At 64.9% G+C, this 18718-nt stretch carries 9 protein-coding genes; all 9 read left to right on the top strand.

The window, feature by feature from the left end; all coding sequences use genetic code 11:
* Positions 1–116 precede the first annotated feature (116 nt).
* The 9 genes from rpoB to rpsJ all read left to right on the top strand — a co-directional run bounded on the left by rpoB (position 117) and on the right by rpsJ (position 18698).
* A complete protein-coding gene (rpoB, locus tag F0311_RS09680; RefSeq protein ID WP_150461744.1) occupies positions 117–3629 on the top strand; it encodes a DNA-directed RNA polymerase subunit beta in 3513 nt (1170 codons plus the stop codon).
* Between the two features lie 71 nt (positions 3630–3700).
* Entirely contained in the window at positions 3701–7684 is a 3984-nt protein-coding gene (gene rpoC / locus F0311_RS09675; RefSeq protein WP_150461743.1) for a DNA-directed RNA polymerase subunit beta', read from the top strand.
* Between the two features lie 241 nt (positions 7685–7925).
* Entirely contained in the window at positions 7926–8924 is a 999-nt protein-coding gene (locus F0311_RS09670; RefSeq protein WP_191089856.1) for a DUF4349 domain-containing protein, read from the top strand.
* Positions 8925–9162: 238 nt separating this feature from the next.
* Positions 9163–9537: a 30S ribosomal protein S12 gene (gene rpsL / locus F0311_RS09665; RefSeq protein ID WP_120004297.1), complete on the top strand. Its 375-nt coding sequence runs from the start codon at positions 9163–9165 to the stop codon at positions 9535–9537.
* Complete coding sequence (gene rpsG / locus F0311_RS09660; RefSeq protein ID WP_150461741.1) at positions 9537–10007, top strand: 30S ribosomal protein S7; 471 nt, start codon at positions 9537–9539, stop codon at positions 10005–10007. The genes rpsL and rpsG overlap by 1 nt, the downstream gene beginning before the upstream one ends.
* A 22-nt stretch (positions 10008–10029) precedes the next feature.
* Complete coding sequence (gene fusA / locus F0311_RS09655) at positions 10030–12147, top strand: elongation factor G (RefSeq protein WP_317982595.1); 2118 nt, start codon at positions 10030–10032, stop codon at positions 12145–12147.
* Between the two features lie 127 nt (positions 12148–12274).
* Entirely contained in the window at positions 12275–13465 is a 1191-nt protein-coding gene (tuf, locus tag F0311_RS09650; RefSeq protein WP_150461740.1) for an elongation factor Tu, read from the top strand.
* 138 nt (positions 13466–13603) lie between these two features.
* Entirely contained in the window at positions 13604–17980 is a 4377-nt protein-coding gene (locus tag F0311_RS09645) for a hypothetical protein (protein ID WP_150461739.1), read from the top strand.
* Between the two features lie 409 nt (positions 17981–18389).
* On the top strand, positions 18390–18698 hold the full coding sequence (rpsJ, locus tag F0311_RS09640) for a 30S ribosomal protein S10 (protein WP_119902480.1): 309 nt from the start codon (positions 18390–18392) through the stop codon (positions 18696–18698).
* Positions 18699–18718: the final 20 nt, after the last annotated feature.

Below are 18718 nucleotides of genomic sequence, written 5' to 3'. Positions count from 1 at the left end.
CCTAAAACTTCGCGTTTCCCCACTTTCTTCGTGCCTTCATATAGCGGTGGCGCACGTATGTTGCGTGGAAGCGATCCGGTACGCATAACGAATACAGGTCTGTGGAAGGATCCCTCTTGGTCGCCTCGAGCACCTCACCAAATACCGCTGCATCGGCCCGCACTCCCGAATACGCCGGCCGTCTCTCATTCGCAAAGATCCACGAACCCCTCGATGTCCCGGAGCTGCTGGCTCTGCAGATTGAGTCATTTGACCGTCTGGTGGGCAATGAGGCCTGGGCCGCCCGTGTGGCCGAGGCCAAGGAGAAGGGCATCAAGGGCGTCTCCGATACCTCCGGGCTGGCTGACATCTTCGAGGAGATGTCCCCCATCGAGGACTTCCAGGAGACGATGAGCCTGAGCTTCTCCGACCCGGAGTTCGCGGACCCCAAGTACACCGTGGAGGAGTGCAAGGACCACGACATCACCTACTCGGCCCCGCTGTACGTCAAAGCCGAGTTCATGAACCACAACACCGGTGAGATCAAGCAGCAGACCGTGTTCATGGGCGACTTCCCGCTGATGACCTCCCGCGGCACCTTTATCATCAACGGCACCGAGCGTGTAGTGGTCTCCCAGCTGGTCCGCTCACCGGGCGCCTACTTCGAGTCCGCCCAGGACAAGACCACCGATAAGGAGATCTTCACCGCCAAGGTGATCCCCTCCCGCGGTGCCTGGTTCGAACTCGAGATCGACAAGCGCGACCAGGTCGGCGTGCGCCTGGACCGCAAGCGTAAGCAGCCGGTGACCGCGCTGCTGAAGGCCATCGGCTGGCCCGAGTCCCGGATCCTGGAGGAGTTCGGCGGCTACGACTCCATCCGCGCCACTCTCGAGAAGGACACCTTCGAGACCCAGGAAGAGGCGCTGCTGGACATCTACCGCAAGCTGCGCCCGGGTGAGCCGCCCACAGTCGAGGCCGGCCGCTCCCTGCTGGAGTCCCTCTACTTCAGCTCAAAGCGCTACGACCTGGCCAAGGTGGGCCGCTACAAGCTCAACCGCAAGCTGGGCGTGGACAAGGAGTTCACCGACTCGGTGCTCACCGAAGAGGACATCACCGCGATGATCCACTACCTGTGTGCCCTGCACGCCGGTCAGAAGACCATCAAGGGCAACCGTGACGGCAAAGAGATCGAGCTGCCGGTCACCGTTGATGACATCGACCACTTCGGCAACCGCCGCATCCGCGCGGTGGGCGAGCTCATCGAGAACCAGGTGCGCACCGGTCTGTCCCGCATGGAGCGCGTGGTCCGTGAGCGGATGACCACTCAGGACGTGGAGGCCATCACCCCGCAGACCCTGATCAACATCCGGCCCGTGGTGGCCTCCATCAAGGAGTTCTTCGGAACCTCCCAGCTGTCCCAGTTCATGGACCAGAACAACCCGCTGGCCGGGCTGACCCACAAGCGGCGCCTGTCCGCACTGGGCCCGGGCGGCCTCTCCCGCGACCGCGCCGGCATGGAAGTCCGCGACGTGCACCCCAGCCACTACGGCCGCATGTGCCCCATCGAGACTCCGGAAGGTCCCAACATCGGCCTGATCGGCTCGCTGGCCACCTACGGGCGGATCAACAACTTCGGCTTCATCGAGACCCCCTACCGGGTGGTCAAGGGCGGCAAGGTCACCGAGCAGATCGAGTACCTCACCGCCGATGACGAGCTGGTGGCCAATATCGCCCAGGCCAACGCGCCGCTGAACCAGGACGGCTCCTTCACAGAAGACGTGGTGCTCTGCCGCGGTGACGCCTCCTCCGGCGAGCAGGGTGAGCCCATACTGGTCTCCCCGGCCGATATCCACTACATGGACGTCTCCCCGCGCCAGATGGTGTCAGTGGCCACCGCCCTGATCCCGTTCCTGGAGCACGACGACGCCAACCGCGCCCTGATGGGTGCCAATATGCAGCGCCAGGCTGTGCCGCTGCTGGAGTCCGAGTCCCCGCTGGTGGGCACCGGCATGGAGAAGTACGCTGCGATCGACGCCGGCGACTCCGTGGTCGCCACCAAGGCCGGTGTGGTCACCAAGGTGGCCGCCGACCTGGTCATCGTCCAGAACGACGACGGCTCCTACACCAACTACCCGATCATGAAGTTCCAGCGCTCCAACCAGGGCAACGCCTATAACCAGGTGGTCCGGGTGGCCGAGGGCGACCGGGTGGAGCGCCAGTCGATCATCGCCGACGGGCCTTCCACCGAGCTCGGCGAGCTGGCCCTGGGCAAGAACCTGCTGGTGGCCTTCATGTCCTGGGAGGGTCACAACTTCGAGGACGCGATCATCCTGTCCCAGCGTCTGGTGGCAGACGATGTGCTCACCTCCATCCACATTGAGGAGCACGAGGTCGATGCCCGCGACACCAAGCTCGGTGCAGAGGAGATCACCCGGGACATCCCCAACGTCTCCGAGGAGATGCTCGCCCAGCTCGACGAGCGCGGCATCATCCACGTGGGCGCTGAAGTGGAGTCCGGCGATATCCTGGTCGGCCGCGTCACGCCTAAGGGTGAGACCGAGCTGACCCCGGAGGAGCGGCTGCTGCGCGCCATCTTCGGCGAGAAGTCCCGCGAGGTCCGCGACACCTCCCTGAAGGTGCCTCACGGCGAGGCCGGCACCGTGATCGGTGTGCGCATCCTCGACGCCGAGGACGACGACCACGAGCTGCCCCCAGGCGTGAACCAGGTGGTCCGGGTCTACGTGGCCCAGAAGCGTAAGATCACCGACGGTGACAAGCTGGCCGGCCGCCACGGCAACAAGGGTGTCATCTCCAAGATCCTGCCGGTCGAGGACATGCCCTTCCTGCCCGACGGAACCCCGGTCGACGTCGTACTGAACCCCATGGGCGTGCCCGGCCGTATGAACATCGGCCAGGTCATGGAGCTGCACCTGGGCTGGGCGGCAGCCAACGGCTGGAAGATCGAGGGCAATCCCGAGTGGCTCAAGAATCTGCCCAACCTGCCCAAGGAGATCGGACCCACCAAGGTGGCCACCCCGGTGTTCGACGGCGCGGAGCCCGAGGAGCTCACCGGCATCCTGGAGGCCACCACCCCTTCCCGTGACGGCGAGCAGCTGGTCGGCTCCGACGGCAAGGCCCAGCTGTTCGACGGCCGCTCCGGCGAGCCCTTCCCGGACCCGGTCTCCGTGGGCTACATGTACATCCTGAAGCTCCACCACCTGGTGGACGACAAGATCCACGCCCGCTCCACCGGACCGTACTCCATGATCACCCAGCAGCCGCTGGGCGGTAAGGCGCAGTTCGGCGGCCAGCGCTTCGGTGAGATGGAGGTCTGGGCCCTGGAGGCCTACGGCTCCGCCTACACCCTGCAGGAGCTGCTGACCATCAAATCCGATGACATCCACGGCCGCGTGAAGGTCTACGAGGCCATCGTCAAGGGCGAGGACATCCCGGAGCCCGGTGTTCCGGAGTCCTTCAAGGTGCTCATCAAGGAGATGCAGTCGCTGTGCCTGAACGTCGAGGTGCTCAACGAGCACGGTGACGCCTTCCACATGCGCGACGCCGATTCCGAGGACTCCGGCTTCACCGCCGCTGAGGAACTCGGCATCGATCTCTCCCGGGCTGAGCCCAGCTCGGTCGAAGAAGTCTGACCCGCCTCAGACTGCTTCCGACTCACATACGCTTGACGAATTTTTAGAGAAGAAAAGAGAGATACCGGACTATGTCCACTGAATCCTCATTCGACACCATGCGCATCGGGCTGGCCACCACCGACGACATCCTGGCCTGGTCCAAGGGCGAGGTGAAGAAGCCCGAGACCATCAACTACCGCACCCTGAAGCCGGAGAAGGACGGCCTGTTCTGCGAGAAGATCTTCGGACCTTCCCGTGACTGGGAGTGCTACTGCGGCAAGTACAAGCGGGTGCGCTTCAAGGGCATCACCTGTGAGCGCTGCGGTGTGGAGGTCACCCGCTCCAAGGTCCGCCGCGAACGGATGGGCCACATCGAGCTGGCTGCCCCGGTCACCCACATCTGGTACTTCAAGGGAGTGCCCTCCCGCCTGGGCTACCTGCTGGACCTGGCGCCGAAGGACCTGGAGAAGGTCATCTACTTCGCCGCGTACATGATCACCTCCGTGGATGAGGACCGCCGCCACGAGGACCAGCCCAACCTGCAGGCCGAGGTGGACCAGGAGATCAACCACCTGACCTCCCAGCGCGACGCTGATATCGCCGCGATCGCCAAGGAGCTCGAGGACGGTCTGGCCGAGCTGGAGTCCGAGGGTGCGAAGGCCGCCGAGAAGAAGAAGTTCCGCGAGACCAAAGAGAAGCAGATGGGCCAGGTGCGCAAGCGCGCCGACGCCGAGATTGAGCAGATCCAGAACGTCTGGGACCGGTTCAAGAACATCACCGTGGGCCATCTGGAGGGCGATGAGACCCTCTTCCGCGAGATGCGCGCCAAGTACGGCCAGTACTTCGAGGGCTACATGGGTGCTGAGGCCATCCAGAAGCGCCTGCAGACCTTTGACATGGCCGCCGAGGCTGAGAAGCTGCGCGAGACCATCGCCACCGGCAAGGGCCAGCGCAAGACCCGCGCCCTGAAGCGGCTGAAGGTGCTCAACGCCTTCCTGGTCAACGGCAACTCTCCCACCGGCATGGTGCTGGAGGCAGTTCCGGTGATCCCGCCGGAGATCCGCCCGATGGTCCAGCTGGACGGCGGCCGGTTCGCCACCAGTGACCTCAACGATCTCTACCGCCGGGTGATCAACCGCAACAACCGGCTCAAGCGGCTGCTGGACCTCGGTGCCCCCGAGATCATCATCAACAATGAGAAGCGCATGCTGCAGGAGTCGGTGGACTCCCTGTTCGACAACGGCCGCCGCGGCCGCCCGGTCACCGGACCGGGCAACCGTCCGCTGAAGTCGCTCTCCGACATGCTCAAGGGCAAGCAGGGCCGGTTCCGCCAGAACCTGCTCGGCAAGCGCGTGGACTACTCCGGCCGCTCGGTCATCGTGGTGGGCCCGCAGCTGAAGCTGCACGAGTGCGGCCTGCCCAAGCAGATGGCCCTGGAGCTGTTCAAGCCGTTTGTGATGAAGCGGCTGGTGGACCTCAACCACGCTCAGAACATCAAATCCGCCAAGCGGATGGTGGAGCGCCAGCGCTCCGCAGTCTGGGACGTGCTCGAGGAAGTCATCACCGAGCACCCGGTGCTGCTCAACCGTGCACCCACCCTGCACCGCTTGGGCATCCAGGCCTTCGAGCCGCAGCTGGTGGAGGGCAAGGCCCTGCAGCTGCACCCGCTGGTCTGTGCTGCGTTCAACGCCGACTTCGACGGGGACCAGATGGCAGTGCACCTGCCGCTGGGACCGGAGGCTCAGGCCGAGGCGCGCATCCTGATGCTCTCATCCAACAACATCCTCAAGCCCTCCGACGGTCGCCCGGTGGCCCTGCCCGCACAGGACATGATCATCGGCCTGCACCACCTGACCACCGTGCGTGAGGACGAGACCGGCACCGGCCGGGTCTTCTCCTCACTGGGTGAGGCCCAGATGGCCTTCGACCTCAAGGAGCTGCACCTCAACGCTCCGGTGAGGATTCAGGTCACCGGCTTCGTGCCCTCCAAAGAGGTCGCTGCACCTGAGGGCTGGGAGGAAGGTCAGCCTGCGCTGATCGAGACCACCCTGGGCAAGGTGCTGTTCAACGAGCTGCTGCCCGAGGACTACCCCTGGCAGAACAAGGCCGCAGATAAGAAGGCCCTGGGCTCGCTGATCAACGACATCTCCGAGCGGTACTCCACCGTGCAGGTCGCCCAGACCCTGGACAACCTTAAGGACGCCGGCTTCTACTGGTCCACCCGCTCCGGTGTGACCGTAGCCATCTCCGATATCACATCCAACTTCGACAAGGCCTCCATCATGGAGAAGTACGAGGCCCAGGTCGCTAAGGTGGAGGAGGAGTACGGCCTCGGCTTCATCGGCAAGGAGAACCGCACCCAGGAGCTGCAGGAGATCTGGGGCAAGGCCACCTCCGAGATCGAGAAGGCGATGATGGAGGGAATGGACTCCCTCAACAACATCAACCGCACGGTGACCTCCGGAGCCCGAGGCAACTGGAACCAGATCCGCCAGATCGCCGGTATCCGTGGCCTGGTGACCAACCCCAAGGGTGACATCATCCCGCGGCCCATCAAGTCCTCCTACCGCGAGGGCCTGACCGTGCTGGAGTACTTCATCGCCACCCATGGCGCCCGCAAGGGTCTGGCCGACACGGCGCTGAAGACCGCCAACTCGGGTTACCTGACCCGTCGCCTGGTGGACGTCTCACAGGATGTGATCGTCCGCGACGAGGACTGCGGCACCACCCGCGGACTCACCGTGCCGATCGCCCAGCCCAAGTACTACGCCCACGATGACGACCTGCGCCCCGACGGCGTGCTGGTCAAGTCCGGCCGGAAGTATGTCTCCGACGAGCTGGAGGGCCTGGAGGTGGAGCTGCACAAGATGGTGGAGACCTCCGCCTACTCCCGCACCCTGGCTGAGGCTGTGGCCGACGATAACGGCGAGGTGCTGGCCGAGGCCGGCACGGAGGTGGGCGATGTGCTCATCGATAAGCTGTTCGACGCCGGGGTCAAGACCATCAAGGTCCGCTCCGTGCTGACCTGTGAGTCCCCGGTCGGCACCTGTGCGGCCTGCTATGGGCGCTCCATGGCAGCTGGCCACCGAGTCGACGTCGGGGAGGCTGTGGGTATTATCGCCGCCCAGTCCATCGGTGAGCCCGGCACCCAGCTGACCATGCGTACCTTCCACTCCGGTGGTGTGGCCTCGGCTGATGACATCACCCAGGGTCTGCCCCGTATCCAGGAGCTCTTCGAGGCCCGCACGCCTAAGGGTGTGGCCCCGATCGCCGAGTCCACCGGACGGGTCCGTTACGAGGAGGACGAGAAGCAGGCTCGCCTGGTGCTGGTTCCGGACGACGGCTCCGAGGAGCAGGTCTACCCGATCCTGCGCCGTGCCCGTCTGCTGATCGACCTCGGCGAGGACAACTCCGGTTCTACCCATGTGGAGGTCGGCACCCAGCTGGTCCGCGGTCACGTGGACCCCAAGCAGGTGCTGCGAGTGCTCGGCCCCCGAGCTGCCCAGAAGTTCCTGGTGGCCGAGGTGCAGGAGGTGTACCAGTCCCAGGGCGTGGGCATCCACGACAAGCACGTGGAGGTCATCGTCCGGCAGATGCTGCGCCGGATCACCGTGATCGAGTCCGGCGAGACCAATCTGCTGCCCGGCGAGCTGGCTGATCGGTTCCGCTTTCAGCAGGCCAATAAGGCAGCCTTTGAGCAGAGCAAGCGCCCGGCCTCCGGACGCGACGAGCTCATGGGCATCACCAAGGCCTCACTGGCCACCGACTCCTGGCTCTCGGCTGCTTCCTTCCAGGAGACCACCCGGGTGCTCACCCAGGCGGCTATGGAGGGTAAGTCGGATCCGCTGCTGGGCCTGAAGGAGAACGTGATCATCGGTAAGCTCATCCCGGCCGGCACCGGCCTGGACCGCTACACCCAGACCGTGGTGGAGCCCACCGAGGACGCCAAGGCCAACCTGTTCACCGGCCCGAGCCTCTACGGCTCCAGCTTCGACTACGCAGGTGCCGACGGGGACAGCGAGTTCCACGCTATCCCGCTGGAGGACTACAACACCGACGTGGATTTTCGGTGACAATCTAATCTGAGCACCGAAGATTCAACAGACGACCCTGCCCGGGCCCCGGATCGCCGCGAAGCGGCGGTCTGGGCAGACCGGCGGGGATAGCACTGTCACGACGCCGCCGAACGGCCCGGGTGCCCACTGCCAGACTAGGCAGGGCACCCGGGCCGTTCGCATGTCCGCCAGTCACAGTGCCGTTACGATCTGGCCGAGACCTTGCACACCGGTAATTTGCAATCGTAAACTCGTGGGCATGGAACGGATACTGAAGAGCTTCACCGCACTGCTTCTGGCGCTGTTTCTGCTCAGCGCCTGCGGCTCCGCCCTTGATTCGGACGACGGGGCGGTGGCTGACCATGACATGGAAGTCGCCGATGATGCTGCCGAGGCGGCGCCGGAGGAGGCCCAAGACCAGGATGCGAGCGGGGGAGTCCTCGAAGGTGGGACCAGCGCTGCAGAGCGTCAGGTCATCACCACTGCCTCTGCAGTGGTGGAGGTCGACGACACCCGCGAGGCTGTACGCCAGGTGGTGGGCCTGGCCACCGGCTACGGCGGCTACGTAGAGGCCCGGGAGGAGTCCACTGACGATGACGGCGAGCCTGTATACGCCAGCGTGACCCTCCGCCTGCCCCAGGACAATCTGGATGAGCTCATCGAACAGCTCAATGACTACGGGGAGGTTACCGATCTCACCGAGTCCGCCCAGGACGTCACCAGCACCTACCGGGACCTCAACGCCCGGATCAATGCCCTGGAGACCTCAGTGGACCGACTGATCGAGATCATGTCCGAGGCCGATTCTGCTGAGGAGCTGCTGCAGATTGAGACTACGCTCAGCGAGCGCCAGGCCTCCCTGGAGTCCCTGCAGGCAGAGCTGAATGCCCTGGAGGACCAGATCTCGCTCTCCACTGTGCATATCAGCTTCACCACCGAACCGATCACTGAGGTGGACCGCGACGGGTTCATGGGTGGTTTGCAGTCCGGCTGGAACGCCCTGGTGGGCTTCATCAACGGGTTCCTGGTGGTGGCAGGCGCCCTGGTGCCCTGGCTGGCCGTACTGGCGGTCCCCGGCGTCGTCGTTCTTCTGCTGCTGCACCGACACCGGAAGAAGCGGGCAGCGAACCCGCGCCCGGCAGCCTCCGAGCAGCCTGCGGTTCAGGAGGATCCGGAGCCCGGCGCCGCCGACTACAGCAAGCAGCCTGCAGGTCCGGAAAATGCCTCCGATGAGCAACCCCCGCATGAGCGCGGATGAGCGTGCATTCGCATCAATCCGCGGCAGCTGGTATTGTTGACTTGATTGTTTCTGTGTGGCAGTAGGACTCGGTCCGGGTTGCGGGGAAGGTGCGCAACAAATGCCACATATTTTCATGCTTAGGTGCCGCTGCGATCAGCGCGGCCCCCAAACCTGAAACTGTGGCGGAACTTCCCCAGCGCAGAGACGTGCCCGGCCGGTCACGGCCACAAGACCTGACAACAATGGAGATTGCATAGTGCCTACTATTCAGCAGCTGGTGCGCAAGGGGCGCAGCCCCAAGGCCGCCAAGAACGCCACTCCTGCCCTGCAGGGGTCCCCGATGCGCCGCGGGGTGTGCACCCGCGTGTACACCACCACGCCCAAGAAGCCGAACTCCGCACTGCGCAAGGTGGCCCGCGTCCGCCTGGGCGGCGGCGTGGAGGTTACCGCATACATCCCCGGTGAGGGACACAACCTGCAGGAGCACTCCATCGTGCTGGTGCGCGGCGGCCGTGTGAAGGACCTCCCCGGTGTCCGCTACAAGATTGTTCGCGGCGCCCTCGACACCCAGGGCGTCAAGGGCCGCGGCCAGGCCCGCAGCCGCTACGGCGCCAAGAAGGAGAAGAAGTAATGCCACGTAAGGGACCCGCTGCTAAGCGCCCACTCGTCCAGGACCCCGTCCACGGCTCCCCGCTGGTCACCCAGCTGATCAACAAGGTGCTCGTCGACGGCAAGAAGTCCACCGCTGAGCGCATCGTCTACGGCGCTCTCGACGGGGTGGCCAAGAAGACCGGCGAGAACTCCGTGGAAATCCTCAAGACCGCCATGGACAACGTCCGCCCCGCACTGGAGGTCCGCTCCCGCCGTGTCGGCGGCGCCACCTACCAGGTGCCCGTGGAGGTCAAGCCCGGCCGCGCCACCGCCCTCGCCCTGCGCTGGCTGGTCGGCTACGCCAAGGATCGCCGCGAGAAGACCATGACCGACCGCCTGATGAACGAGATCCTCGACGCCTCCAACGGCCTCGGTGCTGCAGTCAAGCGCCGCGAGGACACTCACAAGATGGCCGAAGCCAACAAGGCCTTCGCCCACTACCGCTGGTAATAAGGAATAGGGGATAACTACCGTGGCACAACAAGAGGTGCTCACTGACCTGAAGAAGGTCCGCAACATCGGCATCATGGCCCACATCGATGCCGGCAAGACCACCACCACCGAGCGCATCCTGTTCTACACAGGCATCAACCACAAGATCGGTGAGACCCACGACGGTGCGTCGACCACGGACTGGATGGAGCAGGAGAAGGAGCGCGGCATCACCATCACCTCCGCCGCGGTGACCTGCTTCTGGGAGAACAACCAGATCAACATCATCGATACCCCCGGCCACGTGGACTTCACCGTTGAGGTGGAACGCTCACTGCGCGTGCTCGACGGCGCAGTGGCAGTCTTCGACGGCAAGGAAGGCGTGGAGCCCCAGTCCGAGACCGTGTGGCGCCAGGCAGACAAGTACAACGTGCCGCGCATCTGCTTCGTCAACAAGATGGACAAGCTCGGTGCTGACTTCTACTTCACCGTGGACACTATCAAGTCCCGACTGGGCGCCAAGCCGATGGTGATGCAGCTGCCGATCGGTGCTGAGAACGATTTCGTCGGCGTCATCGACCTGCTCTACATGCGCGCACTGGTCTGGCCAGGCGATGCCAAGGGTGATGTGACCATGGGTGCCGAGTATGAGATCCAGGAGATCCCCGCCGATCTCAAGGAACGTGCCGAGGAGTACCGCAACGAGCTCATCGAATCGGTCGCCGAGGCTGATGAGGAACTCATGGAGAAGTACCTCGAGGGTGAGGAGCTCACCCCCGAGGAGCTCAAGGAAGGCATCCGCAAGCTGACTGTGGAGGGTGAGGCCTACCCGGTCTTCTGCGGCTCCGCATTCAAGAACCGCGGAGTCCAGCCCATGCTCGACGCCGTGGTGGACTACCTGCCCTCCCCGGCAGATGTGGAGTCCATGGAAGGCCACAAGCCTGGTGATGAGGAGGAGATCCTCACCCGTAAGCCCTCCAAGGACGAGCCCTTCTCCGCACTGGCATTCAAGATCGCCTCCCACCCGTTCTTCGGCACGCTGACCTTCATCCGCGTGTACTCCGGCAAACTGGCCTCAGGCGCCCAGGTGGTCAACTCCACCAAGGGTAAGAAGGAGCGCATCGGAAAGCTCTTCCAGATGCACGCCAACAAGGAGAACCCGGTGGAGGAGATCCAGGCCGGCCACATCTACGCGGTGATCGGCCTGAAGGACACCACCACCGGTGACACCCTCTGCAACCCCGATCACCCGATCGTCCTGGAGTCCATGAGCTTCCCGGAGCCGGTGATCAACGTGGCCATCGAGCCCAAGTCCAAGGGTGACCAGGAGAAGCTCTCCACTGCCATCCAGAAGCTGGTTGCTGAGGACCCGACCTTCACCGTGTCCCTGGACGAGGAGACCGGCCAGACCGTCATCGGCGGTATGGGCGAGCTCCACCTGGACGTCTTCGTGGACCGCATGAAGCGTGAGTTCAAGGTGGAGGCCAACGTCGGCAAGCCTCAGGTGGCCTACCGCGAGACCATCAAGAAGAAGGTCGAGAAGGTCGAATACACCCATAAGAAGCAGACCGGTGGCTCCGGCCAGTTCGCCAAGGTGATTGTGGACTTCGAACCGCTGGAGACCGATGGGGAGGAGCTCTACGAGTTCGAGAACGCCGTCACCGGCGGCCGTATCCCCCGTGAGTACATCCCCTCGGTGGACTCAGGCATCCAGGACGCTATGCAGCTCGGCGTACTCGCCGGCTACCCCATGGTCGGTGTCAAGGCCACCCTCCGAGACGGTGCCTACCACGACGTCGACTCCTCCGAGATGGCCTTCAAGCTGGCCGGCTCCCAGGTGTTCAAGGAAGGCATCAAGCGTGCCAACCCGGTGATCCTGGAACCCATGATGGCCGTTGAGGTCCGCACTCCTGAGGAGTACATGGGTGACGTGATCGGAGACCTGAACTCCCGCCGCGGTCAGATCCAGTCCATGGAAGACGCCTCCGGCGTCAAAGTGGTCAAGGCCGCGGTGCCGCTGAGCGAAATGTTCGGCTACATCGGCGAGCTGCGCTCCCGCACCCAGGGCCGGGCAGTGTTCACCATGTCCTTCGACTCCTACGCTGAGGTGCCGAAGGCCGTCTCCGACGAGATCATCGAAAAGGCCCGCGGCGAGTAGCCCCAGGCACCAACCAACCAATTTCCCCATAACCCCCGTAATTAGTAGACTTGCGAGAGTTTCAGCCTGGGACACCCCTGTGCCTGAAGTAAGTCTTACTCACAACCACGTTCTATAGGAGGAACCTGTGGCCAAGGCAAAGTTCGAGCGGACTAAGCCGCACCTCAACATCGGCACCATCGGTCACGTCGACCACGGCAAGACCACGCTGACTGCCGCGATCTCCAAGGTGCTGGCTGATAAGTACCCTGACCTCAACGAGGCCAAGGACTTCGCCAACATCGACAATGCGCCTGAGGAGCGCGAGCGCGGCATCACCATCAATGTCTCCCACGTGGAGTACCAGACCGAGAAGCGTCACTACGCACACGTTGACGCCCCCGGTCACGCCGACTACGTGAAGAACATGATCACCGGTGCTGCCCAGATGGACGGTGCGATCCTCGTGGTCGCCGCCACCGACGGCCCGATGGCTCAGACCCGTGAGCACGTGCTGCTGGCTCGCCAGGTCGGCGTGCCGAAGCTGCTGGTCGCCCTGAACAAGGCTGACATGGTGGACGACGAGGAGCTTCTCGACCTGGTCGAGATGGAGGTCCGCGAGCTGCTCTCCGACCAGGAGTTCGACGGCGACGACGCCCCCGTGATCCGCACATCCGGCCTGAAGGCCCTTGAAGGGGACGCCGAGTGGGTCAAGACCGTCGAGGACCTCATGGAGGCCGTTGACGAGTTCATCCCCGAGCCCGAGCGTGACAAGGACAAGCCGTTCCTGATGCCCATCGAGGACGTCTTCACCATCACCGGCCGCGGCACCGTGGTCACCGGTCGCGCCGAGCGCGGCACCCTGGCCATCAACTCCGAGGTCGAGATCCTCGGCATCCGCGAGAAGCAGAAGACCACCGTCACCGGTATCGAGATGTTCCACAAGCAGCTCGACGAGGCATGGGCCGGCGAGAACTGCGGTCTGCTGCTGCGCGGCCTGAAGCGTGACGATGTGGAGCGCGGTCAGGTGGTGGCAGCCCCCGGCTCCATCACCCCGCACACCAAGTTCGAGGCCAACGTCTACATCCTGTCCAAGGACGAGGGCGGACGCCACAACCCCTTCTACACCAACTACCGTCCGCAGTTCTACTTCCGTACTACTGACGTGACCGGTGTGATCGAGCTGCCCGAGGGCACCGAGATGGTGATGCCCGGTGACAACACCGAGATGACCGTCGAGCTCATCCAGCCGATCGCTATGGAGGAGGGCCTCGGCTTCGCCATCCGTGAGGGTGGCCGCACCGTGGGCTCCGGCAAGGTCACCAAGATCCTCGCCTGATCCGCTTCAGCTTCATCAGAAGGCCCCCGGCACCACTGCGGTGTCGGGGGCCTTCTGTATGCTCAAGCTAGGGGTAACATTCAGCGTGAAAGGATACTACTGTCCTGACCGAACGGTGATCAGTGGGGGAGTGCGCCAGTGGAGTGGATCTTTCTGCTGCTGCTCCTCGGCGCCGTGCTGTTCGGCCCGCCTTTCCTGATCGGCTACGCGATCGGCCACCATCAGGGCCGTAAGAAGGAACGCCAAGAGCAGCCGGTGCCTGACTGGGCGAGCCGGAGCGAGCAGGCCCGACCCGGCACCCAGAGGAGGGGGCTGGATCCGAGCAAAATGCATCCCGCCGCCCGACCGCAGCCGCAGCAATCGAGGACTGAAGAGCCGGCAAAGAACGCCGAGGTCCCACTCTGGCTGCCAGCCGACCAGCAGCCCGCCAAGCAGACCTCCCCATGGGAGTCGGAGCCTACCGCTGCTGCAGTGTCGGCAGAACCTCCGGCGAAGTCTGCGAAGCCTCAGCGACCCGCTCCGCAGCCCTACCGGCCCGCACCGCAGCCACCGCCGAAGAAGCCGCGCCGCCCGCGCACTCCGGCCGATGAGCACCGCTCCATCAATATCTCGCTGTATGTGGGCGGATTGGTGCTCACCACAGCTGCCCTGGCTTTTGTCGCCGCCGTGCAGAACCCGGTGCTGACGGCGACGTCGCTGTTGATGGCCTATCTGCTGTTTGCCGGCACGGGCCTGTACCTGGCCACCAAGGTCGCAATCCTCAAACCTGCCGGCTACGCAATCTTCGGCACCTCGTTGGCACTGCTGGCGGTGGCAGCCATTCCGGTCAACGAGGCGTTCATCGGCAACGGGCTGATCACCTGGGCGGTGGTCTCGGCAATCGGTCTGGTGATCTACGGCTTCGCCTCGGTGCACCTGGACAGCAGGGTGCTGGGCTATCTGGTCATCCCGTTCCTCTATTCCTCCATATTCGGCTCCACGGCAAGCCTGCAGGCCCCGCTGGTCTGGACTCTGGTGGGCATCATGGTGCTCTCCACATGTGTGCAGCTCGCCGTCATCCTGCTGGGCAAGCGGGTGCCGGAGGTGCTGCGCGCACCCTTCGGACAGCTGCACTGGGTGGTGGTCCCCGGGCTGGTCATCGCCGCAGTGCTGCTGGCCGGGCAGATGCGAAGCCTGGACTACACCGTGCTGTTTACCGCGACGGCGTTGTACTACGCGATCAGCGCGGTGCGTCCGCTCAGTGCGGTGCACCGTCCGGTTCTGGGCTTCGCCGCTCGCGCAGCCGCCACCGCCGCAGTCCTGAGCACACTGGTGTACTTCCGGGCCGAGCTTGTCGAGGTGCTTGCCGTGCTGGGTGCATGGTTCGGGGGGTGGGCAGTGCTGGTGGCACTGTTCCCGCAGGCCTCCGGACTGCTCCGCGGGCAGAAACTCCCGGCGGGACTGAACTGGGAGCAGCTGCGGCGTGCAGATTTGGGGGCTCATCTTGGCCTTGCGCTGGCCGCAGCGCTGGGCGTCCAAGCGCTTCTGCTGCTGCCGGGCACACCGCTCGGTTCAGCGGACTGGCTCTGGCTGAGCCTCGCTGCCCTGATCGTGCTGTCATTGGTGCTCTTTGCATTGTTCAGGCTGAGTGGCAAGGGCACAGGCGAGGACAAGCAGCTGCTCTACGGCGGTATCAGGGCAGTGCTGGCCGCCGCAGCGCTGATCGCCCTGTCCCAGCACCCTTGGTTCGCGCTAGGCTGGATGGTCCTGTGGTCCGGACTGGAGATAACCCTCTCCGCACAGCCGATGCGAGCCCTGATCCACCGTGGGCAGGCAGTGGCTGCTCTGGGTGTCACCGGCTGGCTGATAGGGCGGCTGGCCGATGATCAGATGCTCGGTGCCCGGCTTGCGCTGATGGGCATCGCCGCCGGTGCCGCCGCTACAGTGACAGTGCTGAGCCTGCGCCGGAGCAAGTGCCGGGTCAACGATGAGGGCGGCGTCTACTGGCTGTTGAGCACGGTGGGATTCACCGCAGGGACCATCGCTTTCGGGCTGACCGGCATCGCCCAGCCGTTCTATGCCATCGCCGCCACTGCAGTGGTCTATACCACCGCCGTGCTGCTGCTCCGCCATGTGCAGGACGACAACCCAGAGGATGCCTTCTTCATTGTCCGGGGACTCAGCTTCTTGGCCGGGGCGGCCATCGCTGCACTGAGCATCGACTGGTCAGCCGCCTGGGCACTGGCTCCCGGGGCCGCTGACCCGGCCCCCACCTACGCCCAGCTGATCCTGCTCAGCTTCGCAGGAGCAGAGCTGCTCTCCGCCGCAGCTCTGGCCACCGGTCGGCTCGGCCGCGCTCTGCCTGCCCAGCCGACCGCAGTGCTGAGAGCACCTGAGCTCTGGCCCGGTACGCACCTGGCCGTGCACGGGCTGTGGGCTGGTCTGGTCAACCTCGCTGTCTTCTGGTCGGCGCCGGTGCTCCAGGACGACGCCGCACTGCTCTGGTGGTTCACCGCACCGGCCTGGGCGGTGGCCGCCTTTGCCGGGGCAGCGGCACTGCACCGCACCGACCGGCAGGCGCACCCGCTGCCCGCTCGCAGGGCCCAGCCCAGGGTCTACGGGGCACTGGCAGCAGCCCTTGGCCTGATCGTGCTGCTGGTGGGCACCGGCGCCTGGTGGGCCGATGCCGCAGTCGCCGCCGGACTGCTGCTGCTAGCCGCTACCGCTTTCGGGCCTGCCCGTCAGCTGCCGGAGGCCCTGCCAACAGGTCTGGCCACAGGAGCAGTAGGCAGCTACCTGCTGCTGCAGATGCTCATCGACCTGATCGTCACTGCCCAGGTGGACTACCCCCTGGCGGGGCAGCTGGCTGCAGGACTCACCGTCATCGTCTGCATCACCGCCGCACTGGCGGTCATCAGGACCACGGAGAGCTCCCGGGAGCAGTCCGGGCTGCTCACCGCGGCGGTGCTGGTGTTCTTCTTCGTCTTCGCGCACGTGCTGAGCCTGCCGGGTTCAGCGGCCTCCGCGGGGGAGCCTGCTGCTCAGGCAGGACTGGCAGCCCTTGGTGTGCTCTGCCTCCATCTGCTGCTGCACCGGGCAGCCGCGCTGCCTTTCCCTACCGCGGTGCGACTGGGGGTGTTCGCCGCGGCGGTTGCCCTCTGCCTGATGGCGGTGAACTGGCCGGCAGTCGTGCAGGCTGGTCAGCCGCTGCTGCTGGATGCGCTGCATGTGACCTCCGCCGGCTGGGCACTCGCCCTGGCTGTGCTGGTGTTCGCTGCCGAGCTGTTCAGCACCCGCAGGCTGAGCCCAGGCCCCGCCCACCGGTGGATTCCGCTGCACCTAGCCGCCAATGCGCTGTGGCTGAGCTTGATCAACCTGGTGATGCTGCTGGCCGGAATCGCCGGGGACCTTTGGTGGTTCACCGCAGTTCCGTGGGCGGCGGCCAGCGTGATCTTCCTACGCGGTGCCGCCTTGCAGGCCCCGGCAGGCCAGCCGTTGCCGACCCGCGACCTGTACCCGGCCCGAGGCTATGCGGCAGGAGTCACCGTGCTGCTGGTTGCCGCCCTGGCCAACAGCACTGTCTGGTGGGTCCAGGCCACAGTAGCCGCAGCAGCTCTCACGGTCGGTATCGGCGCACTGATCTGGGGCGTGCGGCTGCCCGAGGCGCCGTTCACTGCGCCCGGATTCCTGGCTGTCGGAGGTGCAGTTTTCCTAGCGGTGACCGCGGCCCAGCTGCTCAGCGATGTCCAGCTGTGGGGGACCCCCGGCGGCCACCCGGCAGTGCTGGGCTATCTCACCGGGACCGGGGTCTTCGCCCTGCTGGCGGCGGTGGTACTGGCGGCTCGCAGGATCTGGCCTGCCGGCCGCGCCCGCCGTAGCCTGCTGCTCACTTCCGGGGCGACCGCAGCACTGGCCTCGGTGGTGCCGGTCATCACCGCCCAGCAGCATGCCGCCGCGCCCCTGGCCTGGAGCGTACCGGCCATGCACCTGGTGCTGGCAGCAGCGCTCTGGCGCATCAGGAGAGTCCGGCCCGCCGCCGCACTGCTGGGACCGGTCATCCTGCCGGGCTCCGGACTCTTCGCCTACACGATGGCTGTCACCCCCACTGCCACAGCTCTTTCGGTCACCCTGCTGCTGGTGCTGACCGCGGTGCTGGCCGCTGAGGCCTGGCTGCAGCCGCGCACCGATGAGGAGGAACTCACCAGCTGGCAGCATGGCCACTGGCTGACCGCCGGCATCCTCACCGTTGTGCTCTCAGGCCTCGCGCTGGTCAGCGATGCCGCCGCAGTGCAGTTCATCGCCCTGGGCGGGGCGAGCCTGCTACTGGTGACCGGGCTGCTGCGCGGGGTGAAACTGGGTGTCTACTGGGGTGCCGCGGTCATCGTGGTCTCCGTACTCTGGGCGCTGCGCGGGATCATGTTCCTGTTCCTCACCGTGCTCGGGGCACTGATCATCGGCGCGGCCATCTGGCGACTGGTCCTCGTCCAGCGCAAGCAGGCGGCCAACGACGCCGCGGGCTCGACAAATGCCCTTTAGGTGTGAAGTCCGCGGCAACGCGGATCAGAGGCGAACGGGACCTGTGCCCGCCGCCGGGACTGGCACGGCGTCGTCGTCATCTGGAGCCGATTTGCAAGAGCAGAGCAAGTCGTGACAAGATAGATAAGTTGCTCAGGGAGCACTGCGCCCTATGAGCAGAAAACCCCAAGAACTACCCCGGATCACTGCGGGTGTCGCTGTGCGCATAAGCATATAAGCGACACGCCCGACCGCGTGGACCGGACGCCAGCAGCGCGAACACCCCGAGCCAGCTCGGGCTCACGCTGTTCGGTCAGGCCATAACTGCAGAAGGTGTTTGACGACTCTTTCTGAGGACCCCTGCGTCCTTCACAGAACAGGCCTGACTGAAACCAGGACGTATTGCCTAGTCAGAAAGAGGCTCAACGCCATGGCGGGACAGAAAATCCGCATCCGGCTGAAGTCGTACGACCACGAGGTCATCGACACCTCCGCCCGGAAGATCGTCGACACGGTCACCCGTGCAGGCGCCACAGTGGTAGGCCCCGTGCCGCTGCCCACTGAGAAGAACGTCTACACCGTGATTCGTTCACCGCATAAGTACAAGGACTCTCGCGAGCACTTCGAGATGCGCACCCACAAGCGCCTGATCGACATCGTGGACCCCACACCCAAGGCTGTGGACTCCCTGATGCGTCTCGACCTGCCTGCCGACGTCAACATCGAGATCAAGCTCTAGAAGGGGGTGCTGAGAGAACT

Source organism: Nesterenkonia ebinurensis, assembly GCF_008711175.1.
In the GTDB taxonomy this organism is placed as follows: Bacteria; Actinomycetota; Actinomycetes; order Actinomycetales; family Micrococcaceae; genus Nesterenkonia; species Nesterenkonia ebinurensis.
Note: the sequence above shows the minus strand (reverse complement) of the source record. Positions and strands in the feature narration are given on the sequence as shown.

Coding starts and splice junctions, on each gene's coding strand:
- rpsJ (WP_119902480.1), top strand. CDS start 18,390: ATGGCGGGACAGAAAATCCGCATCCGGCTGAAGTCGTACGACCACGAG.
- rpsG (WP_150461741.1), top strand. CDS start 9,537: ATGCCACGTAAGGGACCCGCTGCTAAGCGCCCACTCGTCCAGGACCCC.
- rpoC (WP_150461743.1), top strand. CDS start 3,701: ATGTCCACTGAATCCTCATTCGACACCATGCGCATCGGGCTGGCCACC.
- F0311_RS09670 (WP_191089856.1), top strand. CDS start 7,926: ATGGAACGGATACTGAAGAGCTTCACCGCACTGCTTCTGGCGCTGTTT.